The sequence below is a fragment of the Pseudomonas sp. BIC9C genome (assembly GCF_034541995.1).
Taxonomy (GTDB): domain Bacteria; phylum Pseudomonadota; class Gammaproteobacteria; order Pseudomonadales; family Pseudomonadaceae; genus Aquipseudomonas; species Aquipseudomonas fluorescens_CC.
Genome location: NZ_JAWDGM010000001.1, coordinates 897,254 through 915,407, shown reverse-complemented (window position 1 = coordinate 915,407; position 18,154 = coordinate 897,254). Strand labels below are relative to the sequence as shown.

Sequence of the window (18,154 nt, the reverse complement as noted above, 5' to 3'; positions counted from 1 at the left end):
ACGGCCGTCCGGGACTACTTAGGCCCCCAAGAAACCCTTCAGATTCATAATGATCAAGGCGCAGTGAGGGTTCGGCAATTTGCCGAGAAGTATGGAATTCATCACGCTCCAGATTCACTCGGAAGGCCATTGGCACGACGCACTGGTGGTCAGCTTCGATTCGTCTAGAGATAGCCTGCGGAGCCGATGCATCATCCACTATCTGCCCGAATATCTTGTGGATAAGTTCGTTCAACTGGGTACGGTTAAAGCGCCGGCTGTCAGTGCGAACCTTCCACTGGAGTGGGATATTCGGCGTGAGCCTGCCCCAGCTTTTTTGCGCGATATCATCCCGGCCGGTGCTGCACGTCGACACATCTTGTCGAGAACGGTAGTACCGCCGGATATGTCGATTGATCTTTTTTTGCTTCAGCAATTCGCTGCTGCTCCCATTGGGCACCTGCGTATAAAAGGTGCGACCGGAATGCTGCATCCCGCAGAAAAGGTGACTGGTGGGTTTACCCGAGAAGAGGTTATTCAGGAAGGTATGAGCTTTCTCGACCAGGCCAGGGAATCGGGAATGGCAATAAGCGGTGCTCTTGGGGCCGGCGGTGAAGCTCCAAAGATGCTGCTGGTCGAGGATGCTTCGGGGCGGTTTTATCCCGAAGGGATGCTAAGCGACTCAGATGTGCGCCAACATTGGTTTGTTAAATTCCCGCGTAACACCGCCAGTCAATTAGACCGTGACATCCTGCACTCCGAATACTGCTTTTACCGCGCGCTGGGCCAGTTGGGGATCGACACGATCGCCGCTGATGGTCTGGCCCACGAAGCGGCGGAGATACCTAGCATTTGGATGCAAAGATTCGATCGGAAGGTCTCTCTGGGGGCAGTGGAGCGCATCGCAGTAGAGTCAATGTATTCATTATGTGGCGTCAGCAATCGAGGTGGTTTTTTGAATCATTTCGACGTCGTGGATCGGCTAGCGGAAACATGGATTGCTGCCGGCCAAGAGTCTGAAATACCGGACATGCTTAGCGAATACTTGAGACGGGATTTGATCAACCAGGCTGTCGGGAACACCGACAACCATGGCGGAAATCTCTCGATCCTTCGGGGCAAGGAGCGAGTGAGTTTTGCACCCATCTACGATGTTGCGCCCATGGTGCTGGATATCGAGGGCGTTGTGCGGATTACCCGCTGGTCAACAAAGATTGAACGACTAGGTTCGGTCGATTGGGGGGGAGTGTGTGCTCGCTTCGCGCATAGGGCAGATCCGGAATGGTTGTTCGAACGCTTACGGGCGGACGCTCGGTTGCTGCTGGCGTTGCCGGATTTGCTACAGGATCTAGGATTGCGTCAGGAAGCCTGGCGCTCGCCGATGATTCCGCTCAGGAGTCTCGAAGATACGTTTCGCAGGTGGAAGTTGATGTGATTGATCCACTTCCAGGTACGCTAGCAGCTTCAATGCGGTCAAGCCGCTCAGAATTCTAGGGAGACGCTGAACAATTAACCCGTTCGCGCCGTCCTCCATTTTCAAGCCGTTTTTTTCAACCCATCGGCCTTATTCTGCGTTTCTGGGGCCGATTTCTGCCCTCATTTTGCTGATTTGCGGGCCAGCCTCGCCTTTCAAACGGATTTATCCCGCCGCCCGTTGCAAATACCGCTTGGCCAGCATCAGATTGGCCAACCCAAACAGACTGAACAACTGCGCCGTATTCTTTTCCAGTCCACGGTAGCGAACCTTTCGATGATTGAAACGCACCTTGATTACCTGGAAGGGATGCTCGACCTTGGCACGCAGTTGCGCCTTGGCGTATTCGATCTTGCGCTTGACCCGGAACAGCAAGCTGCCTTTGCCGTGGTGCTTGTAACTGCTTGGCCGTGCTGCAATCGACCAGATAACGTCCCGTTCAGCATGCTCCGGTCGCTTGGCCGCACCGGTGTATCCAGCGTCACCCGAAACATAGGTTTCGGCACCGTGCAGCAACTGGTCGACCTGGGTGACATCCGCCACGTTGGCTGCCGTCCCCACCAGGCTGTGCACCAGCCCCGATGTGGCGTCGACACCGACATGGGCCTTCATCCCAAAGTGCCACTGGTTGCCTTTTTCGCCTGATGCATCTCAGGATCGCGCTTGCCTTCTCGGTTCTTGACCGAGGGCGGCGCGGCGATCAGGTAGCGTCGACGATAGTGCCTTCCTTGAGCAGCAGACCCCGGCTGGCCAGATGCTGGTTGATCGTTTCAAACAGCACTCGCGTCAGCTGATGAGTTTCCAGCAAGCGGCGAAATCGCAGCAAGGTGGTGGCATCCGGTGCCGACTCACGGCCCAGGTCGATGCCGATAAAACCACGAATGGCCTGGCTGTCGTAGACGGCATCTTCGGTGCCTTCGTCGGAGAAACCGAAACACTGCTGCACGACATACATGCGCAACATGCGCGACAACCCAATTGCAGGGCGCCCGCGCTTGCCTGTGGTGTCGCTATAAAACGGCGCCACTTGCGCCTCCAGTTGTGCCCAGGGCACCAGCTGTTCGAGGTCAGCCAGGAAGCGATCGCGGCGAGTCTGCTTTTTCTTGCCGGTGTATTCGAGTTCGGAGAAGGTCCTCTGCACGCGCGTAACAAGGCTCACGGAGAGGGGGCTGGTTGAAGGTGCTCAGTGTGCCAAGGGTGGGGACGGTTGGCTATTTTTGCAGTGTCTCCATAGGTCGACGTCGGCAAAAATCTTTGAATGCCGGCGGTCGAGCGGTCGGTGAATTTCGGGAGAAGGCAGCGGGCTTCTGATGACGAAGGTGAAAAGGATGAGCTTATTCTTTAGCCTGTCGCTAGCATATTGCACAAGACAACCTAACATATAGGGAATGATCCGCTTAAACGTCAATTGAAAGGAAGTCCTATGTCTATTTCAGGAATCCATAAGGGCGACATAGAGGTTGCCGACAGACTTGAAGTATCGGGAACAGTACTTGGAGCTGTGGTGGTTATTAATGGCGGTATCTTAGAGCTTGGAGGTACGATAAAAGGGAAGTGTGTAGTTGAGCCATGCGGCGAAGCACGGATACGAGGAACTGTAATTGGAACGTTGGAGAATTACGGTGGGCAAGTGGATGTTTGGGGAGTAGTTGAAAATCTGGTGGACGTTGGGGAGGGTACTAGATCAATAAAGCACGAGCATTCTATAGTTAAAAGTTACACTAGGGTGAATTAATATGATATTAAATGGTGCGTTGTTGGTCGAATCGGTTAGAGTTGCTAGGCGCCCTCAACATTGGCGGAACTGCTGCGATGTAAGGTTAGACATGTCCGACCTCAAAGACATCATCGAAAGGGCCGATTTGGCTCCTCCAAGATTGCGTCTACTCTGCGGTGACAAATTTTTTGATCCAAGATGTTTTAAAGGTGTCACTGACGGGAAGCTACAATTGCGGGCTTCATATGATGATGTATTCACGGCTGTTTATCGGGACAGTACTCTCGTTGTGGATAACATAGGCCCGCTACTCCCCAGCGTGAATTTTTTGTGTGATTGGGTGGAGGCTCTTCTGCCAATTAAAAGTAGCGCAAACCTTTATTGTGCAGTCCGGGATGCGGGAAGGTTTGGGGCGCATTATGATCAACACGATGTTCTTGCAGTTCAGCTTCAGGGCGAAAAACATTGGGTGTTTCCGAATGATGTTGTATGCATGGAAGATGGAGTTGCAAGTAATAATATAACTCTTCAGGTAGGAGATGCGCTGTATATTCCCGAGGGTGTAGTCCATGATGTAAGTGCCACCGGCATCCTGTCGATTCATATTTCACTAGCGCTATCCTAACTTCGCTGGCATTAGGTAAAATGTGCCGATATCCAAGATGGCAACGGCGTGTTTGAAACTATAAAAATCCTACCACTTGAAGTTATTTTAAATTTTCTATTTGACCGTTTAGCGGGCCTAGTCACTGAAAGCCATTCTTTTAGCAACTTATATCTTCCTGTTCCAGAAGAATTGAAATCACGTTTTACATCGCTGGGTTCCAGGAAAAGCATAAAATCCAAAAATTCAGATTCAAAAATATGTTCGTCAATGAGATTTACTTTTGGAGTACTTAATAGCTTGATGATAGATGAGGCACCGGGGTAGCGCCTGAAGTAAAGTATTGAATGCGCTGTATCTATGCCGCCAAAATATGGGCGACTTAACGATACACGTGTTGACATTTTCGAATATTTTAACCTAACGCTATCGTGACGACTGCCATCAACATTGAGTCCTCCTTCCTCCATCCAGTGTAAGCTCCTGATTATATCTCGATGATCTGATCTAGTCTCAACAACTCCGAAATTAGATGGTGACTTGGCCACAATGGAACCTGGAGTGAGTACAAAACTTCCAATTCCAGACAGTGTCCAGCTGTCTTTGTGGCGCTCAAGAAATTCAAATGTTTCCGAGGCTTCATCCTCAGTTTCTGATGGAAATCCAGTAAACCCCATAAGCTGCACATGTATTCCTTCGTTGGATACAGCATCCAACAAATCTGGAACTAATGTTATATCTACACCCTTATTTATCTTATCTAAGATCCGCTGAGAGCCTGATTCAAATCCGAATGAAAGCCCTACACAGCCACCTTCGCTTAATATTTTGGCTAAGTCATGGCTTACAATTTTCTTCTCCAGTCGTATCTCGGCACTCCAGCTCAGCCGAAACTTGGATTCTTTGATTTCTTCACATAGTTTCATAAGAAATTTTGGCGAAATTGCGTCAACTGCCACATACATGGCTTCTGCTAATTTAGCGATGCTTTTAAGGTCTGTGCGCAATCCTGAAAGGTCTCTCTCGCGACTGGGTGAAGTCGGAGAGTTAAAATTTAGGCCGTAGTCGCAAAACGTACATTTATTCCAGTAGCAACCGCGCGTCGGTGAGTAAAGTATAACTGGCTCGGGCGACCAATAGTCTTCCATCTTATAGATGGAATAGTCTGGGGTTCCAATGTTGTTTATGTCTTCAACATACGAAGAATTTTTTCGGGAGAGGCATAAGGATGTGACAATATTTGGGTGGTGAATATGCCCTTCGATAGCTTTAGTACCACCTAGACAGGCTTTTGCAAGCGTGGTAAATGCGCTTTCGCCTTCACCTATTACTAATGCTATTTCTGGAGGGAATATACGCCATAAGTCTGAGAGTTTATTGATGTTTTTATATATGTCTGTAATTTCTGTCCCTCCGATACAGATATTCAGGCTGCAGTTTCTAGACAATAGATTACGTGCGATATTAATTGCGTATGGCAGTTGTGATATATAGTTGCACGAAATGCCTATTAGGCAGGGGTTGGACTCAGCAATGCTATCTAAGTACGGATCAAGAAAATGTTGAAAAGGTTTGCATAGCAGTTCTAAAAAGGTGGGGTCAGATAAATCATCTGCAGATGATAGGTCTCCATAGGTTGATAAGTCGAGTTCCCAAAAAGAGTACATTCCTGGCAGTGCTGTTGCTGTTGTTGCGTCAATGTATCGAGATATTAAATTTGCAGCGCCTTGGTACTGACCGAACTCGTAAAATTTAGTTGTCGATGTCAAAATGCTACGAGCTTCAGCTATCGCTTCGTGAGTCAAGCCAAAAATTTGCGAAATATGTTTGTATTGCAGTTCGTCTAATTTAGATAATTCTTTTTTTTTCTTTATGTTTTCAAGGAGCATGTCGCACTCTCGTTGTACCGTATCAAATCCCTGTGCGCTAGTAAGGTGATTTAAGATTGACACGTTGAGATCGTCGAAGCGAATGCTACAAGCTAATCCAGAGTTTTTCATTGCGCCGACTAAGTATGCAGCAAAGTGTGGAGGCATAGTTGGGTCAACAATGGGGGGGTTTATAATTAAAACATCCGTAGTTAGTACCCCGTTATGATCAAGCCCATAGCTATGAAAGCCCTCCATTGCGTGCACCTTAATGGTTGTTATTGTTGTTATCAAACCAAAATGGCTTTCCGAGTGCCTTGCTTGCTGCTAGGAGATTAAGAAGTGCGTCTTTTGTCTGCTCGGGGGTAAGCGACTTCAAACCAGCTTTTTCATCATTGGATAAATTTGCTCCGTATTTTTGTATTGCTACGTCCATTCCGTTTGTTACCGCCTCGTCTAAGATTTTGACCAGCTCATTGGTGCCTATCGACATGATACAGTCCTCAGTCCTAACGTTTGGTTAACAGCCAGTAGAATCGTAGCCTGATCCTGTAAAATTGACAGGTGGGCATGAATTTTTTTGCGACTTTGGGTAGCTACGGTGACATAAACGTGGCCTCATTTTGATTAGATCACCATCACATAACCTGGAGTTTGTGGTCAGTTCCGGGCAGGGTAAAAGCGGCTACGTCTGTAGGTGGCCACCTGACTCGAGCAGGCTGAAGCAATTTTGAAATCGCTGATTATCAGAGAATGGTTATACTTAAAAATCGTTAGTCGATAAAATTCGTTATAGATCATGCTCTTACATCTAACTATCTGTTAGCGTCCTTCAGATACAGCGATGGCTGTGTGATCGCCCGCAGCGCGGACAGCAAGCCGTTCATAAAAATGGGCGAGCCGTACATCCAGATCAAACGCAAACTCAAGCAGCACGGCATCGTGGCCTTCTCGTCGAACTACGCGCTGTATGGCGACATGAGTTAGCGCGTGATGAGTGTGATCGAATCCTTGGTGCCAGCCGTTGAGGTCTACAGCATCGATAAGAAGCCTTCGCAGATTTGGCGGGTGTACCGGGAGATCTCGAAGCGCTCGGGCGACGGATGCGTGCGCAGGTTTATCGCAGCACGGGCATCCCTGTCGGCGTAGGTATTGCTGGGACTAAAACCCTCAGCAAGCTCGCCAACCATGCAGCAAAAAAATGGCAGGCACAGAGCGGCGGTGTTGTTGATCTTCGTGACCAAACCAAGCGCGATTGGGTACTGAAGAAATGCTCTGTATCAGACGTCTGGGCTGTCGGATGCAAGATGACTTTGCACTTGGAAGGTATGGGTATCAAGACAGCTTGGGATCTTTCCAAAACAGATCCCTGGACGCTTCGTAAGAAGTTCAGCGTGGTGATCGAAAAGACTGCTCGTGAGTTAGCGGGTACGCCATGCCTTGACCTTGATGAGCCTGATCCACCCAAGCAAGAGATCTGCTGCAGTCGGATGTTCGGCAAACGTCTTACCGAGATAGCGCCGATCAAGGAGGAAGTCGCTACCTACATGATGCGAGCGACGGAAAAGCTTCGTGCACAGCTTTCACTGTGCAAGAAGATCAGGGTCAGCATACGTACCGGCATGTTCAATCCGGAGGAGGCCAAGTACGCCAACGGTGTTCTGGTGGATTGCCCTATCCAACGGACGACGTGCGAATGATGACAAAGGCTGCAGTGGAAGCGGTGGATCGAGTCTTTCGACCAGGTTTCAAATACAGCAAAACCGAGGTGCTCTTGGTCAACCTTTGCCAAAAAGGCGAATACACCGAAGTGAAGTCCAACTGGTAAGCATCGGGTCGTGCAAACATGAGCAGATACGTTTCAACAGCTACCGCACTTTTGGAGGAGTGATGGCTACACTTGCTGATATGAACCCTGCGAGATCCAGTCGATGATTCTGTCTCCCTACGAATTGCATAAAGACATCCTGCTGGACGATACCTACGGAACAGCTCGCAGGTTGCAGGATTTCGTTCTCTACCAATATGAGAGCGGCCGGTATCCGTTTGACATCAACGAGCACATCGGTGGGTTTGACCGTCGACACCAGCAGATTTATTACGACCTCAAACAATGGTTTTGGGAAAATGGCCCGGATCCGTTTTTCAACGAGATCGCTCAGACAATCATTGCCAGACGTCGTGCAACTGCTCAGGCTAATTTTGAAGAGCTTATTCGTCTTCGAGAGATGCAGCCTGAGGCGTACCCTGTCGATCCAGGCGAGTCACCAATCGACTCTCATAAGGTCGATTTAGATAATCACGAGGTGTTTCACCGACGTTATGTGGCCGGGGGATTTTGGGTTGAGTAAGTACTCCGGTCACTCACATGCGGATGGAACAGGATGCCGGGCTAAAGCATTACTATTTCGAGTCGAATAAACCTCAAGGACAGCCGCGATACCCTCAATTGTCCGGTTGAGTCGAGCAGTGACTCACTCAGCAATCAATCTGTCGTCGCCAATCACGAGCTGATAACTCCAGTAATATGTAAATGGTTCCCGCACATCGATGGCTCGATATTCACGCATCAAATTTGGAGAACACAGGGGGCTCTCCCCATCCCCGATCGTGTTCAATCCGCTGGATGTGAATGCCCATAATCAGAAGGAGTACCCATGGTCTATCCGCTCAAGCATTTCCCAGGCTTGCTGAAAACCGGCTTCGTTTTGAGCATGCTCCATTGGAGTAGAACCACCAAATTCTGATTTTGGATGATTCAGCCACACATCAGCTTTCGTTTTGTTGCCAAAGATCCGCTCGGCTTGACGCTGAATCAACTCAACATAATTCACTATTAGCACTCCTGGGGTTCGCCGGTGTGAGTTCGATTTTAGCCAGTTGCAGTGGTGGATGCTCGTGTGCGGGGGCGTAATGAAACTAACCGCCAGCGGCGTTGCCAGCTTTCGTTCTGTTGAAAGCGCGCGGGTATACGACTAGTCTGTACCGCCTCCACGCGACTTGATCGGCGGTTGGCGTTCGGGAGTACCATCAGAGCTTTTGCTCGGTCAGTTCCTCTGTGAGTCGGAACACTTCTTCGCAAGCATAAGACTTGGGAGCAATGTCCAGGATCGAATGGAAGTAGCAATAGCCTTTCATGAGCTCACGGGTACTGTTGTAAATATCGATGACAATCTCGTGTGCGGCGGTCATCCGGGTGTCGAGTAGTGGAATCTCTAGTACCCTCATTTTTTCCAAGATGGTCTCACGGTGACGATAGGTGTCAAATCGCGTCGACTGCAGCTCGTCTCTGACGCCTTGAGGGACGCCCTGAAGGTCGCCCACAAACTCGATCAGCTCCTGGCTTTCTCCGCCAACATTATAGTGAGTGACTAACCCAAATAGATTGGGCATGGCGCTTCTCCCGCCTATCTCTTTAATGTGAGAAATAAATTTGAGGGCACTACCGACAGATTGATAGCAATTACTGTCCAGAATCAACGCAATCAACTCGACGTGTCTTCGTAAAATCTCAAGATTTCTGCTCATGTCTAGCAGTATGTAATCGTAACGCTGTTTCAAGTTTTTAAACGTCAGTGTCGCCTTGCGCTTTCTATGTAAGCGTTCAATTGTCCGGCTATAAGTGGCTTCCCGTTCGAGTCGTTTCTCGGCAGGTGCGTTCGTAACGTTATCTCGGATTTCTTTGGCTAGCGCCTTGAGTTCAGAGGCAGAAAATAAAATGTCGCGATCATCATAGAAGCTTATTTGACTGACGAGAGAGCCGGCCTCAGGGCCTTCTCCATCCGCATTCATGCATCGGAAAACGATGTCATCTGTTACAACCGCTACCTTGAATCCCTTGGAAACCAGGCACGCGGCGATGTTGATGGTGATAGGGGATTTCCCCACCCCGCCCTTATAGGTAGTGACGCTTAATGTGCGGGCCTGACCGTGAGGGGCCAGATACCTTCTGAATTCAGGCGGCATCTTGATTCCGGAGCGTTGGAAAAAACACCTCAAAGTACTTTCCGATGGCACCCTTGAAGAGCTGTTTTCTTCCTCGGTTTCGTACGACCGCCAAGCGCGATCGTTCACCCCGGCCCACCAAGCGGCCTGAGGGGTGCTGATTCCACGCGCCATACGTTTTTCTTTTAGTAATTCACGCAGCAAATTGTTCATGGGATTTCCTCAACCTATTTGGGAAGATTAGCTAAAGCCCAGCGGGGAAAAAATCAGGCACAGTGCTCCGGGGCATTTGCTGGACGTACCAGTTCTTCGCGAATGGCATCTGATTGTCGTCATGAAGTCTTTCAGCATGGCGAGTGTCCCAATTACTCAGGCAGGCGGTTGCCTGCCCAATTAATGCGGCTGCGGGCTTATCTTCTTTAATTGAGCCGTGGGAATGGGGCTAGAAAGTGTTCCGGCAATCCAGATAGGAGGATGCGTTTTTAGTATTGTAGAGTCTTTTCAAAGGCACTCCTGGAAGCCCTAACCTTAGAGTTGATCGTCGTACTATCTGAACTGCCTTGGATCGACAGTCAGGTTTTCGGGCTCCCACTCATCAGTGAAAAGGAACAGGTCGTATGAATAGTCAGTAATTCCGAGTGACTGGGAGGAAACAATATCCTTACAATGATCTCTAAATACTCTGCCACCGTCCAGCGGAGTAAATATCTGATCCTCTGGGAAAACTGACAGTGTCCATTCGTCATAGATAACATGAGTGGCCAAGTCCCACCACAGCTCTTCAAATAGACTTCGGTTCTTGATGCTTAATTCTTTGTCTATTAAAACGTGTAAGAGTCCTTCTGATGCATGAAGCACTTTGACTGGTGATAGAACGCTTATGACTAGCGCACGCTCCAATAGATGAAATACTCGGGTGTCAATACCGCCATCCCATAGTATGGCTACGCGCTGTAATCCAATTGTTGAGCGCAGATTAAAATTTATATCTCGACTCTGGGGTGTCGAAAGTATAGTAAAAGCTCCTTCTTCCTTGGAATCCACGGACGATTCATGCTCTGTGTAGAAGAATCTAGAGTATTGCATTTTCTGATACTCTTGGTGAGGGTGTTTGAATTGAAGTATGGTCTACGCAGGTTGTCAATTAGGAGTTTGGTCTGACTGCGTGATCCATAACTTAAAGGGTGGAGCTATTTATGCGTTTATTGAAGATGGTCTAATTGGGCTGATATGGGTGTTTATAATATTGCGAATGTGTGTGGGTCTTTGAGTAATTTTTAATTCTATAAAAATCAATTGGTTGAGGTTTATCGGTTTGTATGTATATTGATTTGTAAGTAAAATCATAGTCGATGATTTGGCTTTTTAGTAATCGGTTGTGTTCGTTTTTTTGGAGGAGTAATACCGACCAGCGGTACAAGGGCTTACGGCTGTGAAAGGCGCCGCTGCTCTATCAGGGTTAGAAGAAGCAGCATCTCGGGATCATGATGGTCGACTTTTATAATGCGTCTAAAGTGAAGGGGTAGCGACTTAGTATTCGGTTGATCAGTAAGTGATTGGCATTTGGATTAGGTGTTTCGTGGTAGATCATTAAAATTTTCGTGGAAGCATGAATTTTCTCAAGGATGAGGTAAAGTTCCGAGAGGCTGAGTTTTGAGGCGTCCATTATAAGCATGAGGCTATTTTGGATTTTTTCATTGCCACTGCTGATGAAGTTTATTACAGATGAATAATGATGCAGGCGTGGTGTGTTTTGCTTTGCGTTGGTCACTATGCCTGCATAAACTCGATAAATATCACCATTGTAGATATCAGAATAAACCTCGGAGAGGTTGTGCAGTGTTTGATCTATGGTGATTGGATTCGTGTGGTATAAGCGTGTGATGGGGTGATTGATGACTTGTTTAGATATGGAGATGTCGCTGCCACTAAAGCGTTGTCCATGATAAATCTCTAGGCGCTCGATATTGTACTCAATTTCGTAATCCAAGAACTTAGGAGATAACGTCGCGTCAAGGAGGTAAAGCATTCGCTCGATATTTTCCTTAAGAATGAAATGTGAGACCAATTGGATACTGTCTCCCTCTTGAACTATAGCTCCTCTTTGCTTGCAAAGATCAACAGCGCATCCAAGCTTTGGGGGGAGTGCGGATATCAAGACCGCCAAGCAGCCTTTGGTAGACTGGGTACGAAGATAATGGAGCAGTTCCATCCCAATTCTTTCGATTGCCGTCATTCCCTCAATCGTGACAGCAGCTGGTGCAAAAGGGACGAGTAGCCAAGGTCGCTCCGTGATTTTTTCCAGCGCATCGTGCCCATGGAGGTTTAACAAGATGGGAGCGGCTTGTTTCGAAATCTTGAGTTGAATCAGTTTTTTGGTCAGCGCTATCAAACGGCATCTGGTCTGAAAAGCCGATAACAATGAATGGGCTTGGACGACACCTATAATTTCGCTGATAGGCTCCAAAGCTCCCTGAAGAAAGATGTCGAGTAACGCTTCCGGGCGAGACTTGAATGCCTTTGCAATGCGTTGGGCGGAGCGAGGATTGAATCCTCTGCGGGGAATTACACCGAAATATTTTAGACTTGCCGCGAAACTGGCTGGTGTATGCGCCAAGTGAGTCATCGAGGCGGCACACCTCATCTTGACTTTGTCCTTTATAAGCGTCACCTCGTAGGATTCGCCGGGCAACAGGCAGGTCTGGGATTCAAGAAGGGTGGGTAGGACAAAGGAAATTGCACGAGCGCCCTGTCGCACCTTTGCTACGGCCACATATTCGCCGATGGCTGTCAGGGTGATCGTGACTAAGGTGACTCTCATAGCACGATAATCTTCCCTGACAGCACATCCATCCGCAGCTGCTTGTTCCTGGCGAGTTCCAATTCCAGTTGTGAAATGGTCGAAAGCAACTGCAGGTGGTCACTGGGGATATTTCGTTTCTTACGAGATTCTGGGGATTTGTTCTTCCTGGGTTTGTCTTCTTGGGTTCTGGTTTTTTGGGTGTTGGCCTTTTGGGGTCTAGGTGTTGATGCGGATGCGGTGATGAGTTCTTGTCCATCGACCAGCAGAGCGGAAAAAATGTCTTTGAGCTCTTTCGATCCTCTGTGCCCATAGAACGCCTGGCGGTCGCAGTTGATCTTCGTCGCCAAGGCAGAGGAGTTAATTTTACCGCTGTAGGTTGGGAGGGTCGACTTTCCGCTAATGCAATCCAGCAGATAGCCACGCAACCGCTGCGCTTTAGGGTTCGATGGATTAATGCTGGTCAAGTAGCGATGCAGGGAGTTCATGGGTTTCCAGCCATTTTAGGTAGGCTTTCAGTTGAGCTCCCGCTGCAACTGTCCTGGGTATGCCGTCTATGTTTCCCATATCGAGAATCTTGCCGTCGTGGATCGTGACCCCCAAGCTGGAAAAATAATTAACCATTGCCTTTAAGACATGACATGTATCTTCAAATTCTTTGAGCCAAGTTTTAACTTTCGGCGATGAGTCACCGGTGTCATCTGTGAATTCGACCTGTGAGATATTTAAATTCTCGATTATGCGATCCCGGATTTCTATTTTGTGATTTTGTAGCATGATTGTGGCTTCAAGTTTTTCGATTTTGTTTTTGAGTTCAGTGGTTTGGTTAGGCCTTTTCTTGTCTTTAATTCCATTAAATACCGAGACCAAATATTCTCGATAGGGACTGTCCGATCGAATGAGCCAAGAGATATCGAATTTTGACAGCTCTGCCATATTTTCCATGAAGTGTGTTATGAACCGAGGGTGGTAGTTTGGTTTAAGTTTCGTGGTGACTATGTTCTTCAAAAGAGCCAGTCCTGCTTCTACTTTTTCCTTCTGGCCTGGAGTGAAGTTACTCATGTTCCTCAGCCTCTATCCGATATTGATCGCTGGATAAGCGATCCGCCAGTTGTGAAAGATTGATGCCCTCACTTTTCATTGTTGCGGATATCTGTGCGAGTACCCGATCCAACGGAGTACGTTTCTCATCCTTAATACCAGGTGGCGGCAAGTTACGAGAAAACCGGTTCAGGATCTGTAAGTAAGAGTCAGCACAAAACTGTGGATAGTTCTTAAGGTCAATAAGGTTTGATACATACCTCCAACCCGGATGATTTATATCAATCTGGATTTTGCAATGCTTCTCTAGGATTTCAGGGCGACGCATCGCGAAGGAGTTTTTTATGTTGGCTGACTTTTCGAGCTCAGATCGGATGACACTGCTAATCTGATGGTATCCAGCCAGCTCTAAACTGGCTAGGCTTAAATCTGCGCGAATTTCCTCAGCCGCTTTTTCCTCCTTCCGCTCGATCAAGTGATCGAATACCTGTAGCAAATGATTGACGCGCAGTTGATAGAAGCGCTTTTTCGCCTCGACTCCTTCCAGATGGTCTAGCCCCCATATAGCAAAGGGACAAATACTGCAGCATCGCGCCATACCTGTAAAATTCAAAAGTGCTTTTGGGCATTTGCCATTGAACGGGCAAATGCAATCGTCGTAATATCCATAGTTTCCTAGGTTCAATACGTCAATCATTCCCAGGCCCGTCTGTTTAGATTCAACAAACTGGCTAGATACACTGAATAGGCGCTGTTGTTCGATAGTGGCTTGTGGATTAAACAAAAGACCTGATCGTAAGGCGGATGTTTCAAGTGACGGTCGCGTGGCCATACTGGTGATCAGGTTAAAATGATTTTCCGTTGAGGCCGCTTGGTTCCTTTGATGGAACGCTTGTTCTATGAGTGTATTGGTCTCCAGCACGTCAGGTGCAGTGTAGTGGAAACTCATTGTTATCTCTGAGTGGCCGACCTGCTTCATGATTAGGACGTATTCAAGACCACCGTATAAGCGCATCCAGGTAACCCATGTGGTGCGTAATGCATGTGGTGTATGCACTGCTCGATGGGCTCGTCCATTGTAATAAACGAAGTGATGATGTTCGCTTTCTGGTTTCTGATAGTTATAGATATCCTGTAGGCCTATAAGAATTTTTACCCAAATGTCGGAATATGTGTTATCGCTAAAGGGTAAGCCTCTTCCTGTGAAGGGACTCCTGAATAACGGTCGGTACTCGTTGTATTGACTGAAATCGTCATTTTCGTATTTGATTTTTTTTGGCGGCTCTAACATTACTTCGAGTTGGAATCGTTTTTCCTCCAGTAACATATTGAATACTGAACGCTGAATGGATACGGTACGTTCTGGATCGGTTTTGTCAGTGTTGATAAATAGTGTTGCTAGAAAACTGGTGTTGTCAGGTGAAAAACGTTCGTATTCATCGAAAGTGTCTAAATCTAACCATTGGCTATTTTGCACGCGCTGGCCGGCATGCAGGGCGACCATTAGCATTCGCAAAACCCCGAGGTGGGGGATTTTTGCCTCAATGATCGAGCCATCCTCCCGCTTGTAGGATCCTCGCTTCCAACTATAACAGTTTGGTATTCGATGAATCGGAACCGTAATAGTCTTGCCGACTTCATTGCCTGGAATCTCAATTGTGTACTTTAAATTAAGAGCATCAAGATCAATGTGTGAGCTTCCATAATATATTTTGATTTGTTCTTGCAGTTCTCCCGCCAGTAACCTTCGTTGAAGGTCGACTCCAATGGCATTCAAAATATGGGTATAGGCTTCGGCGTAGGGAACGCTTTTCAGCGGCAAAACGATTTTATCTGTATTTCCTCGCGGGCCGCTTCCCTCGGTATCAAACTTACGTATAACCGGGTTGTCAAACGAATCGCTGATCGCCTGACGCTTATACAGTTTAATTTGTTTTCTATGAGAAATGCAGTATTTAAAAAAGTCGTCTATTGCCACGATAAATGGAGTAAGTTGATTGGGTGATCGCCTTGTCTTAAACATCTCCATAGCAGTTTTTGGGAGTTCCACCCCTCTAAATGAGTTTTCGCCTTCCTCCTGTTCATACTCTTGTCGATTCCAGAACAATTCTCTATGAAAATCGTCAATTTTCAAGGGTGGACGTACTGGACTGTCGGGATGTAAGTAGCACCAATGCGGGATGTAGCAGAATACGTAGTCACATAAGATGTTTAAAAACGATTTTAGTTGTCCTCGACGTGACTTGGCTACTCTGCCGTTCAAATACTTTTGATAATCTTCTATCGCCGGTTTCCACCACTCAACGGCGGTGGATAGATCTAACTCGGGACGGTATCTGTAATAACCTCCATTAAGCCAGTTTAGTCCTTCACCACGCTTTTGAGTGGACAGAGCAGCGAAGTATTCTTCCGGATTGTCCGATGCGTGCTCAAGCCCAGGATGTCGCTTGACTTTAATTGTGCCGTTTATTTGTTGTCGGTGACGTAGCTTATGGCCAGCCGACAGTGCTAAATATTTCTCGAACTCTTCTGGCGTTGATATGTTTTTTTCTAGGTGTCTGGAGATCGACAATGATTGTAGATACTTCTCCAGTAAGATGATCTGTTTAGAAGTCAATATACCAGGGTGGCGAATTGCAAGTAGAGCGGCAAAACCCAATATGCAGTAGTGCCTGGGGTACTCCGTACATTGGTTGAGAGCCTTATATTGTTTGATTACTTCCAGAAGTTTAGGTGTCGCGTCCCATAACTCCAAAAAGGTAACATCCTTAGGCTTAGCCCAGTCAACGGTGTATACGAACGCTCTGAAGTACTTTACCAAATGTCGGTTTGAGCAGTGGAGAACTATTTCTGCTACAAAACCGTCAGTAATATTATAGATGTCTGGAAAGGCTTTGCTCATACCTTTCTTGTCAAAGAGAATCGGAAGCAATAATTGCTTGTTTGACCAAAGCAGGATCATCAGCGCCTTAATTGGCCCTTTTAATCCATTTACATCGTCAATGTATTTAGGTTGTCTGCCTGTCAATTTTATATATAGGTCTCGAAGTTCGGCTTTATCCGTTTTTGGTGTGTTAGCTATGTTGAATAGATTCTGTAGATCCTCTTGGTTAAACGGGGTATTTTCACGATGTGAAACTAGCCATTGAAAACTATAGCGCGTACGCTTCTCAAAGTTTTCAGCGGTTTCGTAGTCGTCTGGCAGCGGCCCGCGTAAAGCGGATAATTGGTCACATAAAAAATCGGCTGTATCGCTCACAATTTTTTGGTTGAACTCAGGTCTGAAATATAGGGTGTTGAGTGATATGTTAATCATGGCTCACCCGTTGTTCTTTTTCCATTGATCTCACATGTGCTGCTAGTGCTTCGAGTGCTACCGCTCTCGCCTCCATAAGATTAGGTAAGCCAAGTCTTCCTATCATGAGTTGCCAAGACATGCTGTAGTCGATATTCAGGATTTCCTGTCTTCTGTAGGCATAAATCTCCGTGGATCTTATTAACTTGTGGCCCATCCTGACTTGAACTTCACTCAGTTCCAATCCGATCTGTTTGCGCCCAGGGATGTACGTATCGTTTCTCAGCCACATGCCATAAAAGTGCCGCAGGCTGTGAACCGTGTAGTTCGGCTTGAATTGATCATTTTCCTTGAGCGATGCGAAAGTTTTTTGTTGGGCTCGCTTGAAGTTATAGTTGAACAGGCCGTTAAGATTTTGTATGTCCGTACAAAACATCGGTTCGCCGTAGCGCTCGTCCTGTTCATAGACAAACAAAAGGTGGCTTTCGCTACTGGGCCTAACAGCTTTGTACTCAATTATTTTTTCGAATAAATAATTTCTCAGCTCCGGTATCAAATAAACAATGGCGGTCTCTCTGCCTTTGTAGGGGTACTGTTCGCTGCCATGGTATTTTGAGGATTGTCGCCAGTCGTTCGGATCTTCAACACGCAGCGTTTTATTGGGAATATCTATCAGATCGTTTGGCATGGCCAATGCTTCGGAAAAACGCAAACCTCCCGCTCCTATCATTGCGAAAAAGCATCGGTCGCGGGCTGAAGTCATGTTCTCAATGGTCTCGATCAAGTATTTCGCGGGGAAATCTTTGACCTTTCGCGTCCTATTCTTGCCACGTTCCTTAATAAAAATGCCCGTTGCCCTGGGTACCTCAATGTGAGAGATGTTCAGGTTGGCTCCCAGCACGCTGTTTCTGCGAATCATGCCGCTGGCTTCGATGGAGGGAGGCGAGCTAGGAGAAAGGTTTATGGGCATGAAGGGTTGATGGTGTGGTTTGGGTGTTTTCAGCAACTCTTCAAGTCTGCGCTGCTGTTTCTCCAGCAAAGCGTCAACCTTAAGGAAGCCATTCACGCCATACAGGTATGCTTTGCAGGCTTTTCTGCTTATCGGCTTCCTTCCAAGTGCTATCGCCACGCGCCTGAACACTAGATCGTCAGATTGGTCGGCCTCTAAAAGAAAGCGTCCGTATCCGCTTACCCATTCCTCAACCAGTCGAGGGGAAGGTCTGAGTTCTGCTCCTAGAATGCCCAGCTCGTGCAAATAATCGAAAAAGTTCGCGGTACTCTGGTGATTGCCTTTTTTGGTTGCACGGCTGAAGTGATCCTTTTTTTCGCAGAATAGATAACGGGTGTAGCGGTTGTAGGCCTCCACAGGCATACCGTCTTCCGTGTATAGCCGGGGAACGCCGTTTGTCGGTAGCAGCGTTAGGTTTTTCA

Annotated in this window: 14 protein-coding genes and 2 pseudogenes; 5 read left to right on the top strand and 11 right to left on the bottom strand. The window is 47.4% G+C overall.

Annotated elements, in window-relative coordinates; all coding sequences use genetic code 11:
- Window positions 1–91: 91 nt before the first annotated feature.
- Window positions 92–1,414: a type II toxin-antitoxin system HipA family toxin gene (locus tag RS887_RS04345; RefSeq protein ID WP_322614508.1), complete on the top strand. Its 1,323-nt coding sequence runs from the start codon at window positions 92–94 to the stop codon at window positions 1,412–1,414.
- A gap of 204 nt (window positions 1,415–1,618) precedes the next feature.
- On the opposite strand, the pseudogene RS887_RS04340 reads toward RS887_RS04345, so the two are convergent.
- Window positions 1,619–2,594 (bottom strand): annotated as a pseudogene (locus RS887_RS04340) (IS5 family transposase).
- A 282-nt stretch (window positions 2,595–2,876) separates the two neighbouring features.
- Here RS887_RS04340 and RS887_RS04335 point away from each other — a divergent pair.
- Together RS887_RS04335 and RS887_RS04330 are read left to right on the top strand one after the other, a co-directional pair.
- Window positions 2,877–3,188: a hypothetical protein gene (locus RS887_RS04335; RefSeq protein ID WP_322614507.1), complete on the top strand. Its 312-nt coding sequence runs from the start codon at window positions 2,877–2,879 to the stop codon at window positions 3,186–3,188.
- A gap of 91 nt (window positions 3,189–3,279) precedes the next feature.
- On the top strand, window positions 3,280–3,795 hold the full coding sequence (locus RS887_RS04330; RefSeq protein WP_322614506.1) for a JmjC domain-containing protein: 516 nt from the start codon (window positions 3,280–3,282) through the stop codon (window positions 3,793–3,795).
- An 11-nt stretch (window positions 3,796–3,806) separates the two neighbouring features.
- Here RS887_RS04330 and RS887_RS04325 read toward each other — a convergent pair whose 3' ends face one another.
- Both RS887_RS04325 and RS887_RS04320 read right to left on the bottom strand, forming a co-directional pair.
- A complete protein-coding gene (locus RS887_RS04325) occupies window positions 3,807–5,900 on the bottom strand; it encodes a B12-binding domain-containing radical SAM protein (protein WP_322614505.1) in 2,094 nt (697 codons plus the stop codon).
- Between the two features lie 10 nt (window positions 5,901–5,910).
- On the bottom strand, window positions 5,911–6,135 hold the full coding sequence (locus RS887_RS04320; RefSeq protein ID WP_322614504.1) for a hypothetical protein: 225 nt from the start codon (window positions 6,133–6,135) through the stop codon (window positions 5,911–5,913).
- 347 nt (window positions 6,136–6,482) lie between these two features.
- Here RS887_RS04320 and RS887_RS04315 point away from each other — a divergent pair.
- Window positions 6,483–7,452: pseudogene (locus tag RS887_RS04315) on the top strand (Y-family DNA polymerase); the annotation flags it as partial.
- Between the two features lie 121 nt (window positions 7,453–7,573).
- Window positions 7,574–7,993, top strand: a complete 420-nt coding sequence (locus RS887_RS04310) for a hypothetical protein (protein ID WP_322614503.1) — start codon at window positions 7,574–7,576, stop codon at window positions 7,991–7,993.
- A 291-nt stretch (window positions 7,994–8,284) separates the two neighbouring features.
- Here RS887_RS04310 and RS887_RS04305 read toward each other — a convergent pair whose 3' ends face one another.
- From RS887_RS04305 to RS887_RS04270, 8 genes are all read right to left on the bottom strand, one after another.
- Window positions 8,285–8,476 carry an MbcA/ParS/Xre antitoxin family protein gene (locus RS887_RS04305; protein ID WP_322614502.1) on the bottom strand — a complete coding sequence of 64 codons (192 nt, stop codon included), beginning with the start codon at window positions 8,474–8,476 and terminating at the stop codon, window positions 8,285–8,287.
- 196 nt (window positions 8,477–8,672) lie between these two features.
- The gene (locus RS887_RS04300) at window positions 8,673–9,800 is read right to left on the bottom strand and encodes an AAA family ATPase (protein WP_322614501.1); all 1,128 of its coding nucleotides are present in this window, start codon (window positions 9,798–9,800) and stop codon (window positions 8,673–8,675) included.
- A 333-nt stretch (window positions 9,801–10,133) separates the two neighbouring features.
- The gene (locus RS887_RS04295) at window positions 10,134–10,631 is read right to left on the bottom strand and encodes a hypothetical protein (protein ID WP_322614500.1); all 498 of its coding nucleotides are present in this window, start codon (window positions 10,629–10,631) and stop codon (window positions 10,134–10,136) included.
- A gap of 454 nt (window positions 10,632–11,085) precedes the next feature.
- Entirely contained in the window at window positions 11,086–12,408 is a 1,323-nt protein-coding gene (locus RS887_RS04290; RefSeq protein ID WP_322614499.1) for a hypothetical protein, read from the bottom strand.
- Window positions 12,405–12,875: a hypothetical protein gene (locus tag RS887_RS04285; RefSeq protein WP_322614498.1), complete on the bottom strand. Its 471-nt coding sequence runs from the start codon at window positions 12,873–12,875 to the stop codon at window positions 12,405–12,407. The genes RS887_RS04290 and RS887_RS04285 overlap by 4 nt, the downstream gene beginning before the upstream one ends.
- Complete coding sequence (locus RS887_RS04280) at window positions 12,841–13,449, bottom strand: hypothetical protein (RefSeq protein WP_322614497.1); 609 nt, start codon at window positions 13,447–13,449, stop codon at window positions 12,841–12,843. The genes RS887_RS04285 and RS887_RS04280 overlap by 35 nt, the downstream gene beginning before the upstream one ends.
- Window positions 13,442–16,744 (bottom strand): hypothetical protein, encoded by a 3,303-nt coding sequence (locus RS887_RS04275; protein WP_322614496.1) that lies wholly within the window; start codon window positions 16,742–16,744, stop codon window positions 13,442–13,444. The genes RS887_RS04280 and RS887_RS04275 overlap by 8 nt, the downstream gene beginning before the upstream one ends.
- Entirely contained in the window at window positions 16,737–18,095 is a 1,359-nt protein-coding gene (locus tag RS887_RS04270) for a site-specific integrase (protein WP_322614495.1), read from the bottom strand. Before RS887_RS04270 ends, RS887_RS04275 begins: the two co-directional genes overlap by 8 nt.
- Window positions 18,096–18,154: the final 59 nt, after the last annotated feature.

Coding starts and splice junctions, on each gene's coding strand:
- RS887_RS04345 (WP_322614508.1), top strand. CDS start 92: ATGGAATTCATCACGCTCCAGATTCACTCGGAAGGCCATTGGCACGAC.
- RS887_RS04335 (WP_322614507.1), top strand. CDS start 2,877: ATGTCTATTTCAGGAATCCATAAGGGCGACATAGAGGTTGCCGACAGA.
- RS887_RS04330 (WP_322614506.1), top strand. CDS start 3,280: ATGTCCGACCTCAAAGACATCATCGAAAGGGCCGATTTGGCTCCTCCA.
- RS887_RS04325 (WP_322614505.1), bottom strand. CDS start 5,900: ATGGAGGGCTTTCATAGCTATGGGCTTGATCATAACGGGGTACTAACT.
- RS887_RS04320 (WP_322614504.1), bottom strand. CDS start 6,135: ATGTCGATAGGCACCAATGAGCTGGTCAAAATCTTAGACGAGGCGGTA.
- RS887_RS04310 (WP_322614503.1), top strand. CDS start 7,574: ATGATTCTGTCTCCCTACGAATTGCATAAAGACATCCTGCTGGACGAT.
- RS887_RS04300 (WP_322614501.1), bottom strand. CDS start 9,800: ATGAACAATTTGCTGCGTGAATTACTAAAAGAAAAACGTATGGCGCGT.
- RS887_RS04290 (WP_322614499.1), bottom strand. CDS start 12,408: ATGAGAGTCACCTTAGTCACGATCACCCTGACAGCCATCGGCGAATAT.
- RS887_RS04285 (WP_322614498.1), bottom strand. CDS start 12,875: ATGAACTCCCTGCATCGCTACTTGACCAGCATTAATCCATCGAACCCT.
- RS887_RS04280 (WP_322614497.1), bottom strand. CDS start 13,449: ATGAGTAACTTCACTCCAGGCCAGAAGGAAAAAGTAGAAGCAGGACTG.
- RS887_RS04275 (WP_322614496.1), bottom strand. CDS start 16,744: ATGATTAACATATCACTCAACACCCTATATTTCAGACCTGAGTTCAAC.
- RS887_RS04270 (WP_322614495.1), bottom strand. CDS start 18,095: ATGCCTGTGGAGGCCTACAACCGCTACACCCGTTATCTATTCTGCGAA.